We start from the raw sequence: 17,257 nt of genomic DNA, 5'->3' as shown, positions 1-17,257 counted from the left end.
AGGAGGTTCGACGTGGCACGCGGCTCGGACGGCGAGTCCGTCCTGCACAAGCATCTGCGGGTGCTGCAGGCGTTCGACGTGCTGCGCCCGTTCCTCACGCTGACCGAGATCGTGGAGACGACCGGCCTCGCGGTGTCGACCACCCACCGCCTCGTCGCCGAGCTCGAGCGGGAAGGCCTGCTCGAACGGATGCCGGACCGCTCGTATCGGCTCGGCATCCGGTTGTGGGAGTTCGCGTCGCGGACGCCCGGGGCGCTGGGCCTGCGGGAGCTCGCCCGGCCGTGGCTGGAGGCCGTGCACTCGCGCGTGCGTCAGCACACGCAGCTCGGGGTGCGCAGCGGGCGGGACGTGCTCTTCATCGAGCGGCTCTCGACCAGGGAGGCGGTGGTCAACGCCACCGTGATCGGCGGGCGCGTGCCGCTGCCGGTCAGCTCGAGCGGGCTGGTGCTGCTCGCCCACTCCGAGCCGGGCGTCGTGGCGGACGTCATCGCGGCCGGCTGGCCGGCGTACACGTCCGCGACCATCCGCACCGGCGAGGAGCTGCGGGCGCGTCTGCGTCGCGTGCGGGCGGACGGGTTCGCCGTCACCGACGGGCACATCCATCGTGAGTCGCGGGGCATCGCCGTGCCGGTCCTCGATGCCCACGGCCTGGTGCACGCGTCGCTGGGCGTCGTCGTGCCGAACGACGGCACCTCGCCGCAGGCGGCGGTGGAGCTGCTGACCGTCGCGGCGGCCGGCATCTCGCGTGCGCTCGAGGCGGCGGGCGGCGGGGGCGCGCAGGGCATGCGCACGCTCGCCAGCACCTCGCGGAGATCGATGGACTACTTCTCGTCGCTCGACGTCCACACCCTGCCGTCGGCATCCGCCGGCTGACCGGTGCGCGTAGGGGTGGGCCGGCGCGTTCGGGGGTCGCGAAGTGTCCCTTCGGGGTGGAGGTGACGGCGTGTCGTGACACGTGAGCCCCCCGCGGGCGTGGGCCGGCGCGTTCGGGGGTCGCGAAGCGTGGCTTCGGGGTGGAGGTGGCGACGTGTTGCGACACGTGAGTTGCGGGCGGCCCCGCACGTGGAAGGCCCGGGCATCGGAGGATGCCCGGGCCTTGCGTGTCATGACGAGACGGGTTGCGAGGTCAGCCCGTCACGCAGGTGTACGAGCTCGCGTCGTCGATCGACCCGGAGCCCGAGTACTGCGGCCAGGCCGGGTACTCGCACATCGGGCGCGTACGGTCGGCGCCCGCGTTGCCGTCGCTCGCGACGAGGCCGGACGGGGCGACGCCCTGCTCGACCCAGTCGACGATGGCGTCGAGCCCGTCGTACTGCGCCAGGAACCGGCCCTGGCCGTGGCCCCAGCCGGGCACCATGTAGAACTTCGCGAACCTGTCGAGGCGCTTGCCGAACTCGTCCTGCAGCGACTGCCAGTACTGCACGGTGTTGTGCGGCGTGATGAAGTCGTCGATGGTGCCGTGCGTCAGGATGATCTTGCCGCCGTGTGCGCGGAACTGGTTGAGCGAGACATCCGTCACGTCCATGATCTCGCCCACTTCCTGCACTCGGTCGGCATAGTCCAGCGGATCGACCGTGTACGGGTCGAAGCCGGGAGGGTTCCCTGCGACGCCGTACCGCATCGTGGCCTCGAACACGGCGAACTGCAGTCCCTGCGCCTGGGCGCTGGTGCCGAATCCTGCGAACCCCTGATACAGGGCCCCTTCGAGGAGCGCGCTCTTCGCGAAGATCGAGTTGCCCTCGATGTCGATGCCCAGGTCGTAGTCGGTGCTGATCTTCACCGCCGCCGCGATCTCGACGTCCGAGAGGCAGGTGTCGACGGTGGCGGCATCCACTCCTGCCGGGCAGGCGAGGGACTGGATGTCGAACGCCGCGTCGCAGCCGGCGACATCGCTGATGATCCCGTCCCCGGCGCCGTCGAGCCCGTCGCAGGTCGCGTAGACCGCGTTCGTGATGGTCGCCGTCTCGGCGGAGTTGAGGTGCCCCGCGCCGCCCTCGAGCTGCAGCGCGTCGCGGAAGTTGACGGCGCCCACGTGCATCATCGTGACGTTGTAGGCCGGGTAGTTCGCGATGACGCCGTCGTAGTCCTTCGGGTAGCGCGCCGCCGCGTCGAGGGCCTCGTGCCCGCCCTGCGAGCCGCCGATGAAGTACGACCACTCGGCGTCGGTGCCGTAGGCCGCCTGGATGACGACCGCTGCCGCATCGTGAGCCTTCTTGACCGACCACTGGCCATAGTTGAGGAACAGTTCCTCGTCGAGCTGGAAGGTGCCGTCGAATCCGGGCGCGCCCTGGTGCCCGCCGTCGGAGCCGAGCGTGACCCAGCCCTGCGCCAGCGCCGTCGGGGTGCCGGCCGGCTGAGCGGTGTAGGCGCCCGTCGCGGTGACCAGGGATCCGTCGAAGCCTCCGCCGCCGAACTGGAGCGTGCGCTCATTCCAGACGGCCGGAAGGTTGACCTGGAACTGCATGTCCTGCGGCGCGGAGACCGCGCGGATCCAGCCGGTGACCGCGCAGTAGCTGCCGGCGGCATCCCACACCGCCGTCTCGACGTCGGCGCCGCTCGTGGGGAGTCCGATCTCCTTCGCGGGGATGGTGAGGCCGGCGAGCGACGTGCACTCGGATGCCGTGAGGGTGGCCGGGCCGGCGTGCGGGCCGCCGGAGCCGCCCGGCGCTGCCGTGGCCGACGAGACGCCGGCCGTGAGGACGAGAGCTGCGGCGATGCCCAGCGACACCGCTGACAGCCGCCTGAACGTGGATTTCATCGACGCTCCTTCGCGTTGTGAACCCGCCGTCGCCGTGGGGCCGGCGCCGTGCGTGTGGCGAGGATGCCATCCGCTCGCGTGGGCGGCAACGGCGCTTCCGCCCAATGCGCTTCGCCGTTGTGCCCGGCGCGCGATCCGGGTATCGTGCCGGGTTCGCGTGGCGCGGGGCAACGGATGTCGGTCGTTGAGCGGAGGGCGCTCCGGCGCCGAAGACGAAACGCCTGCGACCGAGGGTTCACGCCGGGTCCGGCGCGTTTCGTCTCGCTCGTTCCTCGCTCGCTCAACAACCGGGTTCGGCGCGTTTCGTCTCGCTCGTTCCTCGCTCGCTCAACGACCGGAATCGTCGCGCTCGGCGACGAGCCGCTCGAACCACGCCAGTGTCGCGCGGGTCATGTCGGCGGGCTGCCCCGACGACTCGAGTGCGGCCAGGGCCGCGCGCACCTCGTGCTCGCGGCGGACGGCGTGCAGGGTCGAGCCGTCGACGAGCCGGTCGACGAGCGCGGCGCCGTCGGGACCCAGCTCGTCCGCCATCTGCCCGCGCAGCCACTCCTCGGCGCCGGCGGCGCGCGCGGCGCCGAGTCCTTCGAGCACGAGCGCCGCCAGTCCCTTCATGAACACGCTCCGCAGCAGCCGCAGGCGTGCGGCCTCGCCCGCCTCGCCGTCGATGACCTCGACCGGCACCTCGAACGGGCCCACGCGTTCGGCGAACGCCCGCGCTCCCGGCCCGCTCGCGAGGAGCGGCGTCCGATGCCCGGCGCGCACCACCGGTGCGAGCACCGCGACGTCGGCCATCGCCAGTCCGCGGTCGGCGGCGAGCCGCGCGATGCGCTGCTTGAGGTCGGGGGCGGCGGTGTTGAGATCCGCGTAGACAGCGCCCGCAGCGATGTGCGGCAGTGCCTCGCGGGCGACGGATGCCGCGGCATGGCCCGTGACCAGACTCAGGGCCACATCGGCCCCGGTGACGGCGTCGGCCATCGTGGCGAACTGCGGCACGTCGGGGTCGCTCAAGTCATGAGCCGGGTCGAAGGCGCGGATCTCGGCCCCCGCGTGCGCCAGACCGCGGGCGTATCGACGGCCGGCCTCGCCGAGGCCGAGGATCGCGATCGTCGTCATGGCCGACAACCCTAGAGCACCGGCGCAGACCCGAGTGCGCGGCCGGCGGCGGGCTCGGCGGCATCCGCAGCGGCCGGCGAGCCGGCGTCGTGCGGGTCGGTGTCGAGGCTCTCGAGGTATTCGAGCGAGCGCCGCGACCCGCTCACGAGCGAGCGGATGCCGTGGGTGCGCTCGTCGACGTCGGGCCGGTACGCGACCGCGAGCTCGCGCGCGATGCCGGCGGCCGCGCGGCGCAGCAGTTCGGCGTACGCGTGGGTCGAGGCGCCGTCGTTGGGCACCACCACGCCGATCGCGGCGTAGACGGTGCCGCCCGGCCCCGTCACCGGCACCGCGATGCCTCGCGACTCGGGGTGGATGGCGCCCTCCGTCACCGCGTACCCGTCGTCGCGCACGCGCCGCAGCTGAGCACGCAGCTCCGCGCCCGTGCGGATCGTGTTCTCGGTGTACGGTCGCAGCCCGCGCGCGATCACGTCGTTCACGAGGGCGTTGTCGGCGTACGCCAGCAGGACGAGACCGCTCGACGACGCGTGCAGCGGGATGCGGCCGCCGATCAGCGTCGCGTTCACGACGGCCTCGCGTGTCGACATCCGGTCGATGAAGAGCACGTCGCGGCCACTCAGCACACCGAGCTGCGCATGCTGCCGCACCCGTTCGTGCACGGCGCCCAGCCACGGGCGCGCGATCTCGCGCAGACCGACAGCGCCCGGCGTGCGGCTCGCGAACTCCCACAGCCGCACGCCGAGGCGGTAGGTGCGGTCGGGCAGCCGCTCGAGCAGCCCTTCGCGCTCGAGTTCGGCGATCAGCCGGTGAGCGCTCGATCGGGGCACGCCGGCGGCATCCGCGATCTCGCTGAGGGTGAGGAACGGATGCCACGCATCGAAGCTCTCCAGCACGCGCAGGTGCCGGTGCAGGACCGACTCGCCCGCAGATCCTCGTGCCACGGCATCCTCCTCGATGACGCCGCCATCGTAACCCCGCACGTTCGACGAAGTTCCGTTGAGCGGAAGCCCATGGCGTTTCGTCTCGCTCGTACCTCGCTCGCTCAACGACCGGTACCGCGGTCGCTCAACGACCCGAACCCCCCGGTCCTTGAGCGAGCGAAGCGAGACGAAACGCCCTTCGACAGGCTCAGGGACCGCGGGCGGCTCAGGCGTTCGCGCGATAGACCGTCCGGGCGTAGTCGTGGTACGGCGCGGGGGCGACGGTCGCGCGGATCCGCACCTGCCGGTGGTCGGCGTCGACCGAGTCCTTGCGCGAGATCGGATCCTCGCCCCACACGATCTCGACCTCGTCGCCGTCGCGGAGCGCCACGTCCAGGGTGGCCAGCGACATGTAGAGCTGGTCGTACGCCACGTAGCCGGCATCCGTCGAGATGCCCACGCGCTCGCCGTCCTTCAGGATCTCGTCCATCTGGTACAGCCCGTAGCGGGCCTTGGGGAATTCGAGGTACTTCGCGGGCGTACCCGGCTCGACCTGCGAGCGCACGACGGCCGCGACATCGTCGGCGTTCCAGATCAGCGTGACCTTGCGGCGGCGCTGGTTCTCGGCGTGCTTCTCGAGCGCCTCCCGTCCGTGGAAGTCGTGGTCGAAGCGCACCGACCGGCCCAGGCCGATGTCGAACGGCGTCATGTAGAACTCGTGGACGTCGGCCGAGTACAGCGAACCCGCGACCGAGCCGATGCGCGCGGCCGGCAGCCAGGCGCGGTACTCGGCGAAGTCGTCGTCGAACACCGCGGGGAAGGGCGTCGGCACCCACCCCGACTCGAGCGGCGACGACGAGTAGGCCTTCGCGCCGACCCGGCGGATGTCGTGCTCGGCGCCCGCCTCCATCAGCGCGTTCAGGACGATCTCGTTGTCCTCCCACGGTCCGTAGAACTCGAACCCGGGCTGCCCCGCCATGCCGTGGCGCAGCGCCTTGACCGGCCGTCCGGCGATCTCCACATCGCCGATGTGGAAGAACTTGATGTCGGGCGCAGGGCCGCCGAACACCTTCTCCATCACGAGGTCCGCGTGGGGGCCTTGCAGCTCGTAGCGGTAGAACGTCGGGGGTCCCTGACGCATATGCGAGTTCGCCTCGAGCCGGTAGCGGACGTCCTTGCCGGCATCCTGAGCCTTCTCGATGTTGAAGCGCACCCAGTCGATGAGGATGTGGTGCCCGATGAGCACGAGCCCCTCGGGCCCTTCGGCGTTGTAGAACAGGATGCCGTCGCCGATGAGGTAGCCGTCCTGGTTCACCGCGATCAGCTGCTTGGCGACGCCCGGGCGGAACGTCGCGAACGTGTTCGGCGAGATCGAGCTGAGGAGCGGGATCAGGTCGGCGCCGTCCAGGAACAGCTGCGTCATGTGGTGCGACTGGTCCATGAGGGCCACCGACGTGTTCCATGCCCGCTGCTCGTCGCGCCAGTTCGTGAACTCCGGCGCGACGGGGAACGTGAAAGCCGGCCAGTTCTGGTTGCGCAGCAGTTCCACCGGGCTGCCGGCGCGTTCGATCGCCTGGGCGAGTGTCTCTGCTGCGGTATCGGTCGCGGTCATCGTCGACCCTCCTTCGTTGTTGCGGAAGCTGCGGTCAGCGTAGGAGCGTGTCGCAGCCACGTCGGCCGGCAGTTCCGTTGAGTGGAAACGGATGCCGCGGGCCGCCGCTTCTCGCGACACGATCGAGTCGCAAGGTCACGGTCGCGGAACTTCACACCAAAATCGTTGACAATCTCGACGCACCTCCGTAGTTTCCCAGCAGGGGAGGACTCGAGTCCCCAGTACGACCGCGACGACGCGAGATGCGAAAGCGCGATGACGCGACAGTGCGCAAAGCAGGGCGATGGGCGAAAGGTGGAGCGATGGGCGCTCGGCTCGAAGTCCGTGATGTCAGCCTCCAGTTCGGTGGCGTCAAGGTGCTCGAAGACGTCAGCTTCACGGTGGAGGCCGGACAGATCTTCGGTCTCGTCGGACCCAACGGTGCCGGCAAGACGTCGCTCTTCAACTGCGTCAGCGGGCACTACCGGCCGAGCGCGGGCTCGATCACGATCGACGGCGACGAGGTGCTCGGCTCGCCGCCCGCCACACTCGCCCGCCACGGACTCGCCCGCACCTTCCAGCATCCGGCGCTGCAGCTGCGGGAGACCGTGCTCGAGAACGTGCTGCTCGGCGCCCACAGCAGGCTGCCAGGCGGACCGGGGGAGTGGTCGCTGCGTCTGCCGCGCACGGTGCGGTCCGAGAAGGCGCTGCGTGGGGAGGCGCTCGACCTCCTCGAGAGTCACGGGCTCGGCTGGGCCGCGAAGACGCGTGCCGACGAGCTCTCGCACGGACTTCACAAGGGCGTCGAGCTGTGCCGGGCCCTCCTCATGAAGCCGCGGCTGCTGCTGCTCGACGAGCCCGCCGCGGGCCTGCCGCACTCCGAGGTCGAGCAGCTCATCCAGACGGTCCGCCGCGTTCGCGACGACGACATCACCGTCGTGATCGTCGAGCACAACATGGGTCTCATCTCCGCCCTCACCGACCGCGTCGTCGTGCTCGACCACGGCCGCAAGCTCATGGAGGGCTCTGCCGCCGAGGCCCAGTCCGACACACGGGTCATCGAGGCGTATCTCGGAAAGGACGCCGTCGATGACGCTGCTTGAGCTCGCCGACGTCCGGGCGTTCTACGGACGCGTGCAGGTGCTGGAGGGCGTGTCGCTGACCGTGCCCGACGGCGGGGCGGTCGGCATCCTCGGTGCCAACGGCGCCGGCAAGACGACGACCCTGCGTGCGGTGTCGGGCACCGTCCGCTCGACGGGCACCATCCGCTTCGACGGCAAGGACCTCCGGGGCCTCCGCCCCGACCAGGTGGCGGCGCTCGGCATCGCCCACGTGCCGGAGGGACGTGGCACGCTGTCCGACCTCACGGTGCGCGAGAACCTGCGGGTGGGTGCCTACCGCCGCAAGGACGCCCAGGGCATCCGCACCGATATCGACTACTGCCTCGACCTCTTCCCGCAGCTGCAGGACCGCGTCCGCTCCGCCGGCTCCGCGCTCTCGGGCGGCGAGCAGCAGATGCTGGCGATCGCCCGCGCGATCATGTCGAAGCCGCGGCTGCTGCTTCTGGACGAGGCATCCCTCGGCCTGGCACCCAGCACGGCCAAGGCCGTGTACCAGGCGATCGGCCGGCTGCGCAGCGAGTCGGGGATCGCGATGGTCGTGGTCGAGCAGAACGCCAACCTCGCCTTCACGCTCGTCGACAGCGCCATCGTGCTCGAGACCGGTCGCAGCGTCCTGACGGGCTCGACGGCGGAGCTCAAGGGCATGGACGAGATCCGCCGCGCGTACCTGGGAGGCTGACGGTGGGCACCTTCATCCAGCTCGTGATCGACGGCCTGTCGACCGGATCGATCTATGCCGCACTCGCGCTCGCGATCGTCCTGGTCAACCAGGCGACGGGCTTGATCAACTTCGCGCAGGGCGGGATGGCCGTGCTGTCCGCCTACATCGCGTGGGCGCTCAACGGCTTCGGCGTGCCGATCCTGCTGGCGATCCTCGCCGCCATCGTCGCGTCCTTCGTCCTCGGCGCGGTCATCGAGCGGTACCTCATCCGCCGCTTCGAGCGGGGCGATCCCGACACCGCCGTCGTCGTCACGATCGGCCTCCTGACCCTCATCACCGGGTTCTGCGCCTGGGTCTGGACGTACAACAACCGCCTGTTCCCATCGCTGTTCCCGCTCGAGACGATCCAGGTCGCAGGCGCCGTGATCAGCGTGCGCTCGCTCGGGACCATCATCGTCATCGTCGTGATCATGCTGCTGCTGCAGGCGCTGTTCCTCGGCACGAAGCTCGGCCTGGCCCTGCGCGCCGTCGCCATCAACCCGGCCTCGGCCGCCTTCTCCGGCATCAACGTCGGCCGCAGTCTCATGACCGGATGGGGCCTGGCCGCCGTGCTCGGCGCCGTCGCCGGCGTACTGGTCGCCCCGCAGCTCACGCTGACCCCCGGGATGATGGACTCCGCCCTCGTCTACGCGCTCGCCGCGTGCATCCTCGGCGGTCTCTCGAGCCCCATCGGCGTGGTCGTCGCCGCATGGCTGATCGGCGTGCTCGAGAACCTCGCGGCCGTCTACATCCCCTTCATCGGCCACGACCTCAAGATCGCGGTGCCGTTCATCCTCATCTTCGTCGTGCTCATCGTGCGGCCACAGGGCCTGTTCGGCCGGAAAGCGGTGGTGCGCGTCTGATGCCTTCGACCGCGGAGTCCACGAGCCGGACGCCCTTCTTCGCCCGCCCCTGGGTGAGGTGGGCGGGGACCGGCCTCGTCGTCGTGCTGCTCGTCGTGGGGCCGCTCATCCTGCCCGAGTTCGCCAACCAGACGATCGCCCGCATCGGCGTCTTCGCCGTCGCCGTGCTCGGCCTCAACGTGGTGATGGGCTACACGGGCCAGGTGTCGCTGGGGCAGATCTTCTTCGTGGGCGTCGGCGCGTACGCCACCGCGTGGGGAATCGAGCACGACTGGAACGTCGTGCTCGTGTTCCTGCTGGCGTGCCTGGTGCCCGCGGTCATCGGGCTCCTCATCGCCCTCGCCGCGGCGCGGCTGGGCGGGCTCGCGATCGCGATGGTGACGATCGCGCTGCCCATCGTGGGCGTGCCGCTCGCGAAGCGGCTGTCGGATCTCACCGGCGGATCGCAGGGCACTTCTGCCCGCTTCTCGGACGCCCCGGAATGGACCGGGCTGTACGACGACCAGTGGCAGCTGTACATCGTGATCCTCATCGCCGGGATCACGTTCCTCCTCACCCGCAACCTCGTGCGCGGCAAGTACGGTCGCGCCTTCGCCATCGTGAAGGGCAACGAGGCCGTCGCCGGCTCGATGGGCATCTCGCCGTACCGCTACAAGGTGCTCGCGTTCACGATCGCCTCCCTCATCGGCGGCGTCAGCGGCTTCCTCTACATGGTGGTCATCCAGTACACCTCGCCCGAGACCCTGCACTTCGGGCACTCGATCGAGCTCCTCGCCTCGATGGTGATCGGCGGCGCCGGCAGCATCGTCGGATCGCTCCTCGGCGGGGCGTGGTACGTGCTGCTACCGCAGATCACGAACCTCATCGACCCCAACATCACGGCGATGCTGCAGGGCGCGATCCTCCTCATCGTCCTGTTCATCCTCCCCGGCGGCCTGGTCTCGCTGCCGAGGCTGTGGCGCCGTCGCCGGCGTGACGGAGACGCTCCCCGCGGTGCCGGTACGGCCGGGGTGGGGGGCGGGACGGATGCCGCGGCATCCGTATCCGGTTCCGCCGCTGTCGCCGACGCCCTGGGCGCGCCTGCGGCGCCAGCGCCTACGACCCCACCTCCACCAACGACGCAGTCATAATCCACACAGAGAGGCAGGACCAATGAGTACGAACCGCAGGAAGATGCGTGTCGCCTCGGTCGTCGCAGGGATCGGCATCGTCGCCGTCCTCGCCGCCGGCTGCTCGCGCGGCGGCGGCACGCCGAACAGCACCGAAGACGGAGGCGCCGAGGCGAGCCCCGGCATCACCGACACGTCGATCACGCTCGGCATCACCACGCCGCTGAGCGGCCCGACGGCAGGCCCGGGCACGTGCACGGTCGCCGGCATCACCGCCTACTTCGGCGCCAAGAACGCGGACGGCGGCGTCGAGTTCGGCGACGGCAAGACGCGCACCGTCGAGATCGAAGCGCTCGACGACGAGTACGACCCGCAGAAGGCCAAGGCCAACTACGACCAGCTCAAGAGCAGCGTGTTCGCGATGACGGCGGGCCTCGGCACTCCCACCAACCGTGCGTGGCGCGAGGCGGCGATCGCCGACGAGGTGCCGCAGGCGCTGATCATGTCGGGCGACCCGATCTTCAGCGACCAGGAGGAGAGCCCGTGGTCGCTCGGGTTCGTGCCGATCTATCAGAACGAGGGCCAGGCGTTCGGCGAGCTGCTGGCGAGCTCGGGCGAGGACCACACTGTCGCGATCCTGTCGCAGAACGACGATTACGGCGAGGGCTACGTCGAGGGCTTCAAGACCGGCATCGAGGGCGCCGACAACATCGAGATCGTGAAGGAGCTCACCTACGAGGCGACCGACACGTCGGTCGACGCGCAGCTGACCGAGCTCGCGGGCTCGGGCGCCGACGTGTTCTTCAACGCGATGTCGATCACGCCGCTCGTCATCTCGTCGCTGCAGAAGACGCAGGAACTCGGCTGGCTGCCCTCATGGTTCCTCCCGTCGAACACCTCGAGCCCGAGTGCGATCCTCGAGCCCGGCGGTGCGTCGGCGTTCCCGGGCGTCTACACCGTGGCGTTCGCCCAGTCGGCGGCCGCCCCGACGTTCGCTGACAGTGAGGACGGCGCCGCCTTCCTCGATGGGCTGAAGGAGTACGCCGACTACTCCGACGTGCCCGCGTTCCCGCACTGCGTCTGGTCGTACCAGGTCGGCGCGACGCTCGAGCAGGTCTTCGCGAAGATGACCGAGCCGACGCGTGACGACTTCATGGAACAACTGCGCAGCATCTCGGGCTACACCGCGCCGCTCATGCTCGAGGGCTCCACCGTCGACACCACTGAGGACGGCCTGCCCGCCGTCTCGACCGTGCAGGTGCAGAAGTACAACGGCAAGGGCTACGCCCCCGCCGAGAGCTGGGGCGAGTGAGCTGAGCCCGCGCGACGCGTAGGCAGGGGAAGGGGCGGCCGGAGCATCCGGCCGCCCCTTCCCGTTACTCCATGCGGTGCAGGACCTCGACGATGCCGGAGAGGTGGGCGCGCGTCGCGGCCTCGGCGGCATCGGGATCCTTGGCGAGGATGGCATCGATGATCGCGATGTGCTCCGGGGCCGACGTCGCGGCGCGACCGGGGTGGAACGCGAGGCGGAACTGGTGACGCGCCGATTGGGCGCGCAGGCGTTCGAGCAGCTGCGTGGCGGTCCCGTGCCGGCTGAGGTCGCGGATGCGGCGGTCGAGCTCCTGGGTGAGGCGGGAGTAGGCCATGAGGTCTCCCGATCCGATCGCCGCTTCGATGTCGGAGCGCAGCGCGCGCAGGCGCTCGGCGTCGGCGGGCGTGAGGTTCTCGGCGGCCTTGCGCGCGCACAGCGTCTCGAGGCCGATGCGGACCTCGACGATCTCGATCGCCTCGTCGACGGTGATCGCGCGCACGCGCGCGCCGCGGTTGGGGAGGCGCTCGACGAGCCCTTCTCCGGCGAGGTTGAGGAGAGCCGTGCGCACCGAGGCGCGCGACGCGCCGTAGCGCTCGCTGAGGTCGGCTTCGATGAGCCGCTGGTGCGGCGCGAACTGCGCATCGAGGATGGCCTCGCGGATGACCTGCGTCAGGTCGGGCCGCTCCATCGCATCGTCGTCGCTGCGCACCGCGGCATCCGTCATCTCGCCCATCCCTTTCGGCGCCTTCGTCCGTGCACTGACACTATCTCTCGACGATGCTCCCACCGGGAAGCATTCGATACGAAATCTTCGCGAATATCGTCGACAATCTTGATTCAGGCGCATGGGAGAGGCACCCTGGGAACAGGTCGACGGCGCCCGGCCGCCGACGCGCTGACAACCCGAACGACGCGCTTCGGCGAGAGCCGCAGTGAAGCAAGCGCAAGGCCCCGGCGAGACCCGGAGCCAAGACACATCGCCCCGGCGAGAGCCGGAGTCAAGAGACACGTGCCCCGGCGAGACCCGGAGCAGAGCGACTGGAAGGTGGCGTTCCATGGGCGAGACCGCGATGGAGACATCGGTGCGGACCGGACTGTACATCGGCGGTGAGGAGCGGTTCACCGATGAGGTGCTGACCATCCCCGACCCCGGCAGGCCCGGTGCGGTCGTCGGCGAGGCGGCCGCGGCATCCGTCTCGGATGTGAAGGATGCCGTCGCCGCGGCGAAGGCGGCCTTCCCCGCGTGGGCGGCACTCACGGCGCAGGAGCGTGCGGCGCAGATGGCTGCGGCCATCGCCGGGATCGCGGACGATCGAGACGCGGATGCCGCGATCCTGTCGCAGGAGAACGGCAAGATCCGGATGGAGGCGTGGATCGACGCGCTGGTGTTCGAGCTCCGCTGGAACCTGGCCCTGATGCTCGCCGACGAGGTCGGCGCGTCGAAGACGCTGCCACCCGTGCCCGGGGCGATTCCGGTGTCGACCGACGTGACCTATCAGCCGCTGGGTGTCGTGACGGTGATCGTGCCGTTCAATTGGCCCATCGCGATCCTCGGCGCTTCGCTGCCGCACGCATTGCTGGCCGGCAACACCGCGATCGTGAAGCCGCCGCCCTCGGCGCCGCTGGCGACCACGCGGGTGGTGCAGCGGGTCGCCGAGAAGCTGCCGCCGGGCGTCCTCAACGTCGTGACGGGACGCGATCAGGACATGGCCGACCTCATCCAGAACCCCGACGTCGCCAAGGTGTGCTTCACCGGCAGTGTGAACGGCGGCAAGCGGATCATGGAGATGGCGTCCAAGAGCCTCACCCGCGTGACGCTCGAGCTGGGCGGCAACGACGCGGCCGTCTTCCTCGACGACGCGATCCTCGACGACGCGCACCTGGACCGGCTCTACGCGGCGATCTACGACACCACCGGGCAGATCTGCATGAACGCGAAGCGCGTCTTCGTGCACCGTTCGCGTCTCGACGACCTCGTCTCGGGACTCAGCGCGCGGCTCGAGAACGCCAAGCTCGGCTACGGGCTGGATGACGGCACGACGATGGGCCCGCTGCATCAGCCGGCGCAGAAGGCGTTCGTCGACGAGATCATCCAGGAGGCGAAGGATGCCGGAGCCGACGTCCGCGAGTACGGGGCGCTGCCCGAAGGCGATCTGGCGGGCGGGAACTTCGTGCGCCCGGCGATCGTCGTCGATCCGGCGCTGCACCTGCGGGTCGTGACGCAGGAGCAGTTCGGGCCGGTCATCCCCGTGATCCCGTTCGACGACGAGGACGAAGCGGTGCGCCTCGCCAACGACACGTGGGGCGGGCTGTGCGGCTCGGTGTGGACCGCATCCCCCGACGCCGCGCAGCGCGTGGGCTCGCAGCTGGAGTGCGGCTACGTCTGGGTGAACGACCACGGCGCGACGCGCCTGGACCTCCGCGCCCCGTTCGGTGGCATGAAGCAGTCGGGCTTCGGCCGCGAGCAGGGCATCGAGGGCGTCCGCGCCTTCCAGGACACCCGTTCGATCGCGACCATCGATCCGGAGGCGCTCGCGTCGATGGCCCACTGACCGGCGGCGCCGCGAACGGTCAGCGACGCACCGGGAAGCGCAGGTGAAGCACCCGGCTGCCTCGCACGACGACGTCCGGGTCCTCCAGGAGGTGCGGCGAGTCGATGGAGCCGAAGTAGCGTTTGCCCGACCCGAGCACGACGGGTGCGACATCCATGCGCACCTCGTCGACCAGCCCTGCGGCGAGCACCTGGCCGCCGACGTCGCCGGCAGCCACCTCGACGGTGCGGTCGCCCGCGAGCTCCTGCGCCTTGGTCACGGCGGCTTCGATGCCGTCGACGAAGTGGAACGGCGCGTCCGGGTCCCAGCCCTCGGGCGCCGGCCGGTGTGTCACGACGACCACGTGGTCGATCCCGCTCGGAGGCTGCCCGTCCCAGCCGTCAGTGATGTCGAAGCTGTGGCGGCCGACGATCGTCACGCCGATCTCGTCCCAGTACGGCCGGATGTGGTCGTACGAGGCCTGGGACACGTTCAGCACGCCGCTACCGTCCAACGGCACGTCGCCGTTGACCAGCCATTCGAAGAGTGGACCGGGATCGTCGTTCTCAGCCGCGATGAAGCCATCCACCGAGACCGACGCATTCATGACCACCCTGCCCATGGGCTTCTCCTTTGTTCGGAGTCACAAGTCTCGTGTGTCGTTTCTGGTCGATCTTGTAAGAAATCAATCGACCGGCACGGGCCACCCTTCCAGTACGTGGTCGGGATGTTCGCGGAGGAAGCGCTGCCGAGCTTCGACATACCGGGTCGGCGTGAGCCCGGTGAACTCCCGGAACTCGTGGACGAAGTGGGCCTGATCGAAGTAGCCGGCGCGAGCGGCGACGTCGCCCCAGTCGATCGGCGCGGCCACATCGATCGTCAACACGGTCGCCGTGAATCGGTAGCTGCGCGCCAGCCGCTTCGGCGTGACGCCGATCACCTCCTTGAACCGCTTCGCCACGTAGGTGCTGCTGGCGCGGGCTGCCACGCCGAGGTCGCTGATCGGCACGGCGCCGCCGCTCTCCGCGATGGCGCTGCTCAGGTGGCGGACGAGGTCGAGGCCGTTGATTCTGCGCATGCGTCGCACCAGCTCGTCCTCGAGCAGCATCAGCATCTCTTCGGGGGCGTGTGCCGAGGTCAGTCGTTGCCGCAACTCAGTGATAGCGGGCCGCCCCCAGATCTGTTCCACCGTCGCGGGTCGGTCGCATAGCTCGGCCGCGGGCATGGGAAGGAACGGTGCCAGTCCCCACGGCCTGAAGTGGACACCCACGGACCGCGTCGGGGTCGGGTAGCCGAACTCCCACGCACGGGTGGGAGTGGCGACCGCACAGCCGTCGGCGTACTCCACCGCTTCTGGATCGGCGCCCGCGCGGAGCAGAAACGGCGCCCCGAGGTTGACGATGAGGAGGGGCGCGGGCGCCGCCGGCAGCATCAAGCGAGGGTATGGCGGGACACCCTCCAGGTAGTAGAGGTCGTCGATCAGCCTGTCGAGCGGCGGACCGGGCACCCGCGATACATACTCCACGCTGACATCATCGCCGCCCGGCGGGCCTCATGTGCCGCACGCATCGAGCTGTCGCCGGTCTCTGAGGGGCATCCCTGCGCGATCGCGCCGGGGGTCTGGACCCGCGCCGGTGCGGTATCACGGACCGAGTGGGCCCCGGATCGCGGTGGCCGACTCGGACAGCGGAATCCTCTCCGCATCGCTGTCGGGGTAGGCATCGGTGCCGACGGCGATGGTGAGATCCTGCGTGATTCCGCTCGCCATGGCGGTCCCTGCCGACCAGGGACTGCAGCCGATGGACGTGGGGATGCCCGCGCGGTATGCCAAGACGCACACCTGCGATTGCCCGCGGCTGGTGCCGAGGTAGACGTCCACACCATCGATCTTCGCCACAAACCGGGTGCTTCCGGGGTCGATCGAGTCATCGACCACGTCGAGGACATCCTCTTCCGTCGCGGGTCTCAGCAATTCAGGCGGCAGGCCTTCGGACTGCGATGCTGCTGAGGGCTGCCCAGGCGTTCCCTGGGCAACCAGCCATCCCAGTGCTCCGCCGAGGATCACGCATGCTGCGGCGACGAGCAGCGTCGCTCCTCGTCGCCGCCTCGCGGGCGGTGGCGTCGCGGAGGCTTCGGATGTCGATGCGGTGGTCGAGGCAGCCGTGGGCCGATCCTCGGCTATCGACTCGGGCTGGGGATACCCAGTTGACGACTCCGTCTGCTGAACCGCAGCTGAGGACTCCGTCGGCTGAGCGAGCGGTTCTCGCTTCTGCACCTCGAGCTGGTGCAGTCGCTGCTTCTCGGAGTCGGTCAGGGGCACGGCAGGATCGGGTGCATAGAACCGGGCACCCAAGCGCCGGAGTTCCTCGGCCTCTGCGTCATCAAGCATGCGTCTGATTCTGCCCTTGCCGGCAGCTCCTTCACCGCGAACGCGCGCTCGACAGTCGCGTCCGTCGCCGGCATCCTCGGGTGCGAACCGAACCACACGTCTGGGTCCCGGCGGGCAAGGGGACCCACCGGCGCGCGGAACTCTTGAACTCGACGTGCCGGTCACGTTCGCTGGGCGATGAGGTCGCGTTTTCGGGTGGGGGATTTCGTGGCGGGTCGCCATTTCACGTGGGCGTCCCACCAGTAGGGGCCTTTCACGTAGGGGATGCCGTTTTGCATGCGGATCTGCCAGCCGCAGGTGTCGAGGGTGCGGTGGTGGAACCAGCAGAGCAGGACGCCGTTGTCGGTGTGGGTGGGTCCGCCGCGGGAGTGTTCTTGCACGTGGTGGATCTCGCACCAGTGGGGTGGGACGTGGCAGCCGGGGATGAGGCAGCCGCCGTCGCGGAGGGTGATCGCTTTGCGCTGGTGGTGGTTGAAGATGCGGTCCAGGGTGGTGATCGACACGATCCGGCCGGTCTCGTCGAGGATCACGCGTTGGATGGCGCCGGTGCAGGCGATGTGCCGGGCGACCGCGAGCGGGACGGGCTGGTCGTCACCGGGGAGGTGGGCGTGGCCGTGGCCGGCGGCGAGGTCTTCCGCCCGTACCGACACGACCAGGGTGGGCGCGGCCCCGCCGAGGGTGGGCAGTTCGCCGGAGGCGGCGGCCGCGGTGAGCAGCACCGCGAACGCGTCGTGCTGCTTCTGGGTGTGGCTGCGCTGGTCGGCCGCCGATGCCACGGGTTCCGAGGGGTCGCGGTCCGCATCCTCGACGAAGCAGGGTCCTGGTGCGGGGGCGCCGTCAGTGCGGGGGT

Annotated in this window: 16 protein-coding genes; 7 read left to right on the top strand and 9 right to left on the bottom strand. The window is 69.9% G+C overall.

All coding sequences use genetic code 11. From position 1 onward, the window contains the following. Positions 1-12 precede the first annotated feature (12 nt). Positions 13-873, top strand: coding sequence for an IclR family transcriptional regulator (locus ACI3KY_RS13925; RefSeq protein WP_404930757.1), 861 nt, complete (start codon positions 13-15; stop codon positions 871-873). Positions 874-1,126: 253 nt separating this feature from the next. On the opposite strand, the gene ACI3KY_RS13920 is transcribed toward ACI3KY_RS13925, so the two are convergent. The 4 genes from ACI3KY_RS13920 to ACI3KY_RS13905 all read right to left on the bottom strand — a co-directional run bounded on the left by ACI3KY_RS13920 (position 1,127) and on the right by ACI3KY_RS13905 (position 6,403). Continuing rightward, a complete protein-coding gene (locus ACI3KY_RS13920; protein ID WP_404930755.1) occupies positions 1,127-2,758 on the bottom strand; it encodes a tannase/feruloyl esterase family alpha/beta hydrolase in 1,632 nt (543 codons plus the stop codon). Positions 2,759-3,085: 327 nt separating this feature from the next. Next, positions 3,086-3,871 (bottom strand): DUF1932 domain-containing protein, encoded by a 786-nt coding sequence (locus ACI3KY_RS13915; RefSeq protein WP_404930754.1) that lies wholly within the window; start codon positions 3,869-3,871, stop codon positions 3,086-3,088. 11 nt (positions 3,872-3,882) lie between these two features. Beyond that, on the bottom strand, positions 3,883-4,812 hold the full coding sequence (locus ACI3KY_RS13910; RefSeq protein WP_404930753.1) for an IclR family transcriptional regulator: 930 nt from the start codon (positions 4,810-4,812) through the stop codon (positions 3,883-3,885). 205 nt (positions 4,813-5,017) lie between these two features. Then, positions 5,018-6,403: an aminomethyl transferase family protein gene (locus ACI3KY_RS13905; protein ID WP_404930752.1), complete on the bottom strand. Its 1,386-nt coding sequence runs from the start codon at positions 6,401-6,403 to the stop codon at positions 5,018-5,020. A gap of 302 nt (positions 6,404-6,705) precedes the next feature. Here ACI3KY_RS13905 and ACI3KY_RS13900 point away from each other — a divergent pair, with 302 nt between their 5' ends. Genes ACI3KY_RS13900 through ACI3KY_RS13880 form a run of 5 tightly spaced genes read left to right on the top strand, consistent with a single transcriptional unit; the run spans position 6,706 to position 11,487 of the window. Further along, complete coding sequence (locus ACI3KY_RS13900) at positions 6,706-7,485, top strand: ABC transporter ATP-binding protein (protein WP_404930751.1); 780 nt, start codon at positions 6,706-6,708, stop codon at positions 7,483-7,485. Beyond that, the gene (locus tag ACI3KY_RS13895; protein ID WP_404930750.1) at positions 7,472-8,182 is read left to right on the top strand and encodes an ABC transporter ATP-binding protein; all 711 of its coding nucleotides are present in this window, start codon (positions 7,472-7,474) and stop codon (positions 8,180-8,182) included. Before ACI3KY_RS13900 ends, ACI3KY_RS13895 begins: the two co-directional genes overlap by 14 nt. A gap of 2 nt (positions 8,183-8,184) precedes the next feature. Further along, the gene (locus ACI3KY_RS13890) at positions 8,185-9,066 is read left to right on the top strand and encodes a branched-chain amino acid ABC transporter permease (RefSeq protein WP_404930749.1); all 882 of its coding nucleotides are present in this window, start codon (positions 8,185-8,187) and stop codon (positions 9,064-9,066) included. Beyond that, on the top strand, positions 9,066-10,196 hold the full coding sequence (locus ACI3KY_RS13885; RefSeq protein WP_404930748.1) for a branched-chain amino acid ABC transporter permease: 1,131 nt from the start codon (positions 9,066-9,068) through the stop codon (positions 10,194-10,196). The genes ACI3KY_RS13890 and ACI3KY_RS13885 overlap by 1 nt, the downstream gene beginning before the upstream one ends. 22 nt (positions 10,197-10,218) lie before the next feature. Continuing rightward, the gene (locus ACI3KY_RS13880; protein WP_404930747.1) at positions 10,219-11,487 is read left to right on the top strand and encodes an ABC transporter substrate-binding protein; all 1,269 of its coding nucleotides are present in this window, start codon (positions 10,219-10,221) and stop codon (positions 11,485-11,487) included. Between the two features lie 64 nt (positions 11,488-11,551). Here ACI3KY_RS13880 and ACI3KY_RS13875 read toward each other — a convergent pair whose 3' ends face one another. Further along, entirely contained in the window at positions 11,552-12,220 is a 669-nt protein-coding gene (locus ACI3KY_RS13875) for a GntR family transcriptional regulator (protein ID WP_404930746.1), read from the bottom strand. Between the two features lie 322 nt (positions 12,221-12,542). Here ACI3KY_RS13875 and ACI3KY_RS13870 point away from each other — a divergent pair, with 322 nt between their 5' ends. After that, a complete protein-coding gene (locus ACI3KY_RS13870; RefSeq protein ID WP_404930745.1) occupies positions 12,543-14,039 on the top strand; it encodes an aldehyde dehydrogenase family protein in 1,497 nt (498 codons plus the stop codon). A 19-nt stretch (positions 14,040-14,058) separates the two neighbouring features. Here ACI3KY_RS13870 and ACI3KY_RS13865 read toward each other — a convergent pair whose 3' ends face one another. The 4 genes from ACI3KY_RS13865 to ACI3KY_RS13850 all read right to left on the bottom strand — a co-directional run. Then, a complete protein-coding gene (locus ACI3KY_RS13865) occupies positions 14,059-14,640 on the bottom strand; it encodes a dihydrofolate reductase family protein (RefSeq protein ID WP_404930744.1) in 582 nt (193 codons plus the stop codon). 63 nt (positions 14,641-14,703) lie between these two features. Then, positions 14,704-15,525, bottom strand: a complete 822-nt coding sequence (locus tag ACI3KY_RS13860) for a helix-turn-helix domain-containing protein (protein ID WP_404930743.1) — start codon at positions 15,523-15,525, stop codon at positions 14,704-14,706. Between the two features lie 135 nt (positions 15,526-15,660). After that, entirely contained in the window at positions 15,661-16,083 is a 423-nt protein-coding gene (locus tag ACI3KY_RS13855) for a hypothetical protein (RefSeq protein WP_404930742.1), read from the bottom strand. A gap of 485 nt (positions 16,084-16,568) precedes the next feature. Next, positions 16,569-17,257 (bottom strand): DUF222 domain-containing protein (locus ACI3KY_RS13850; protein ID WP_404930741.1); only part of this gene is annotated, 689 nt, incomplete at its 5' end.

Source organism: Microbacterium sp. ZW T2_14, from assembly GCF_044987405.1.
Lineage (GTDB): Bacteria > Actinomycetota > Actinomycetes > Actinomycetales > Microbacteriaceae > Microbacterium.
Note: the sequence above shows the minus strand (reverse complement) of the source record. Positions and strands in the feature narration are given on the sequence as shown.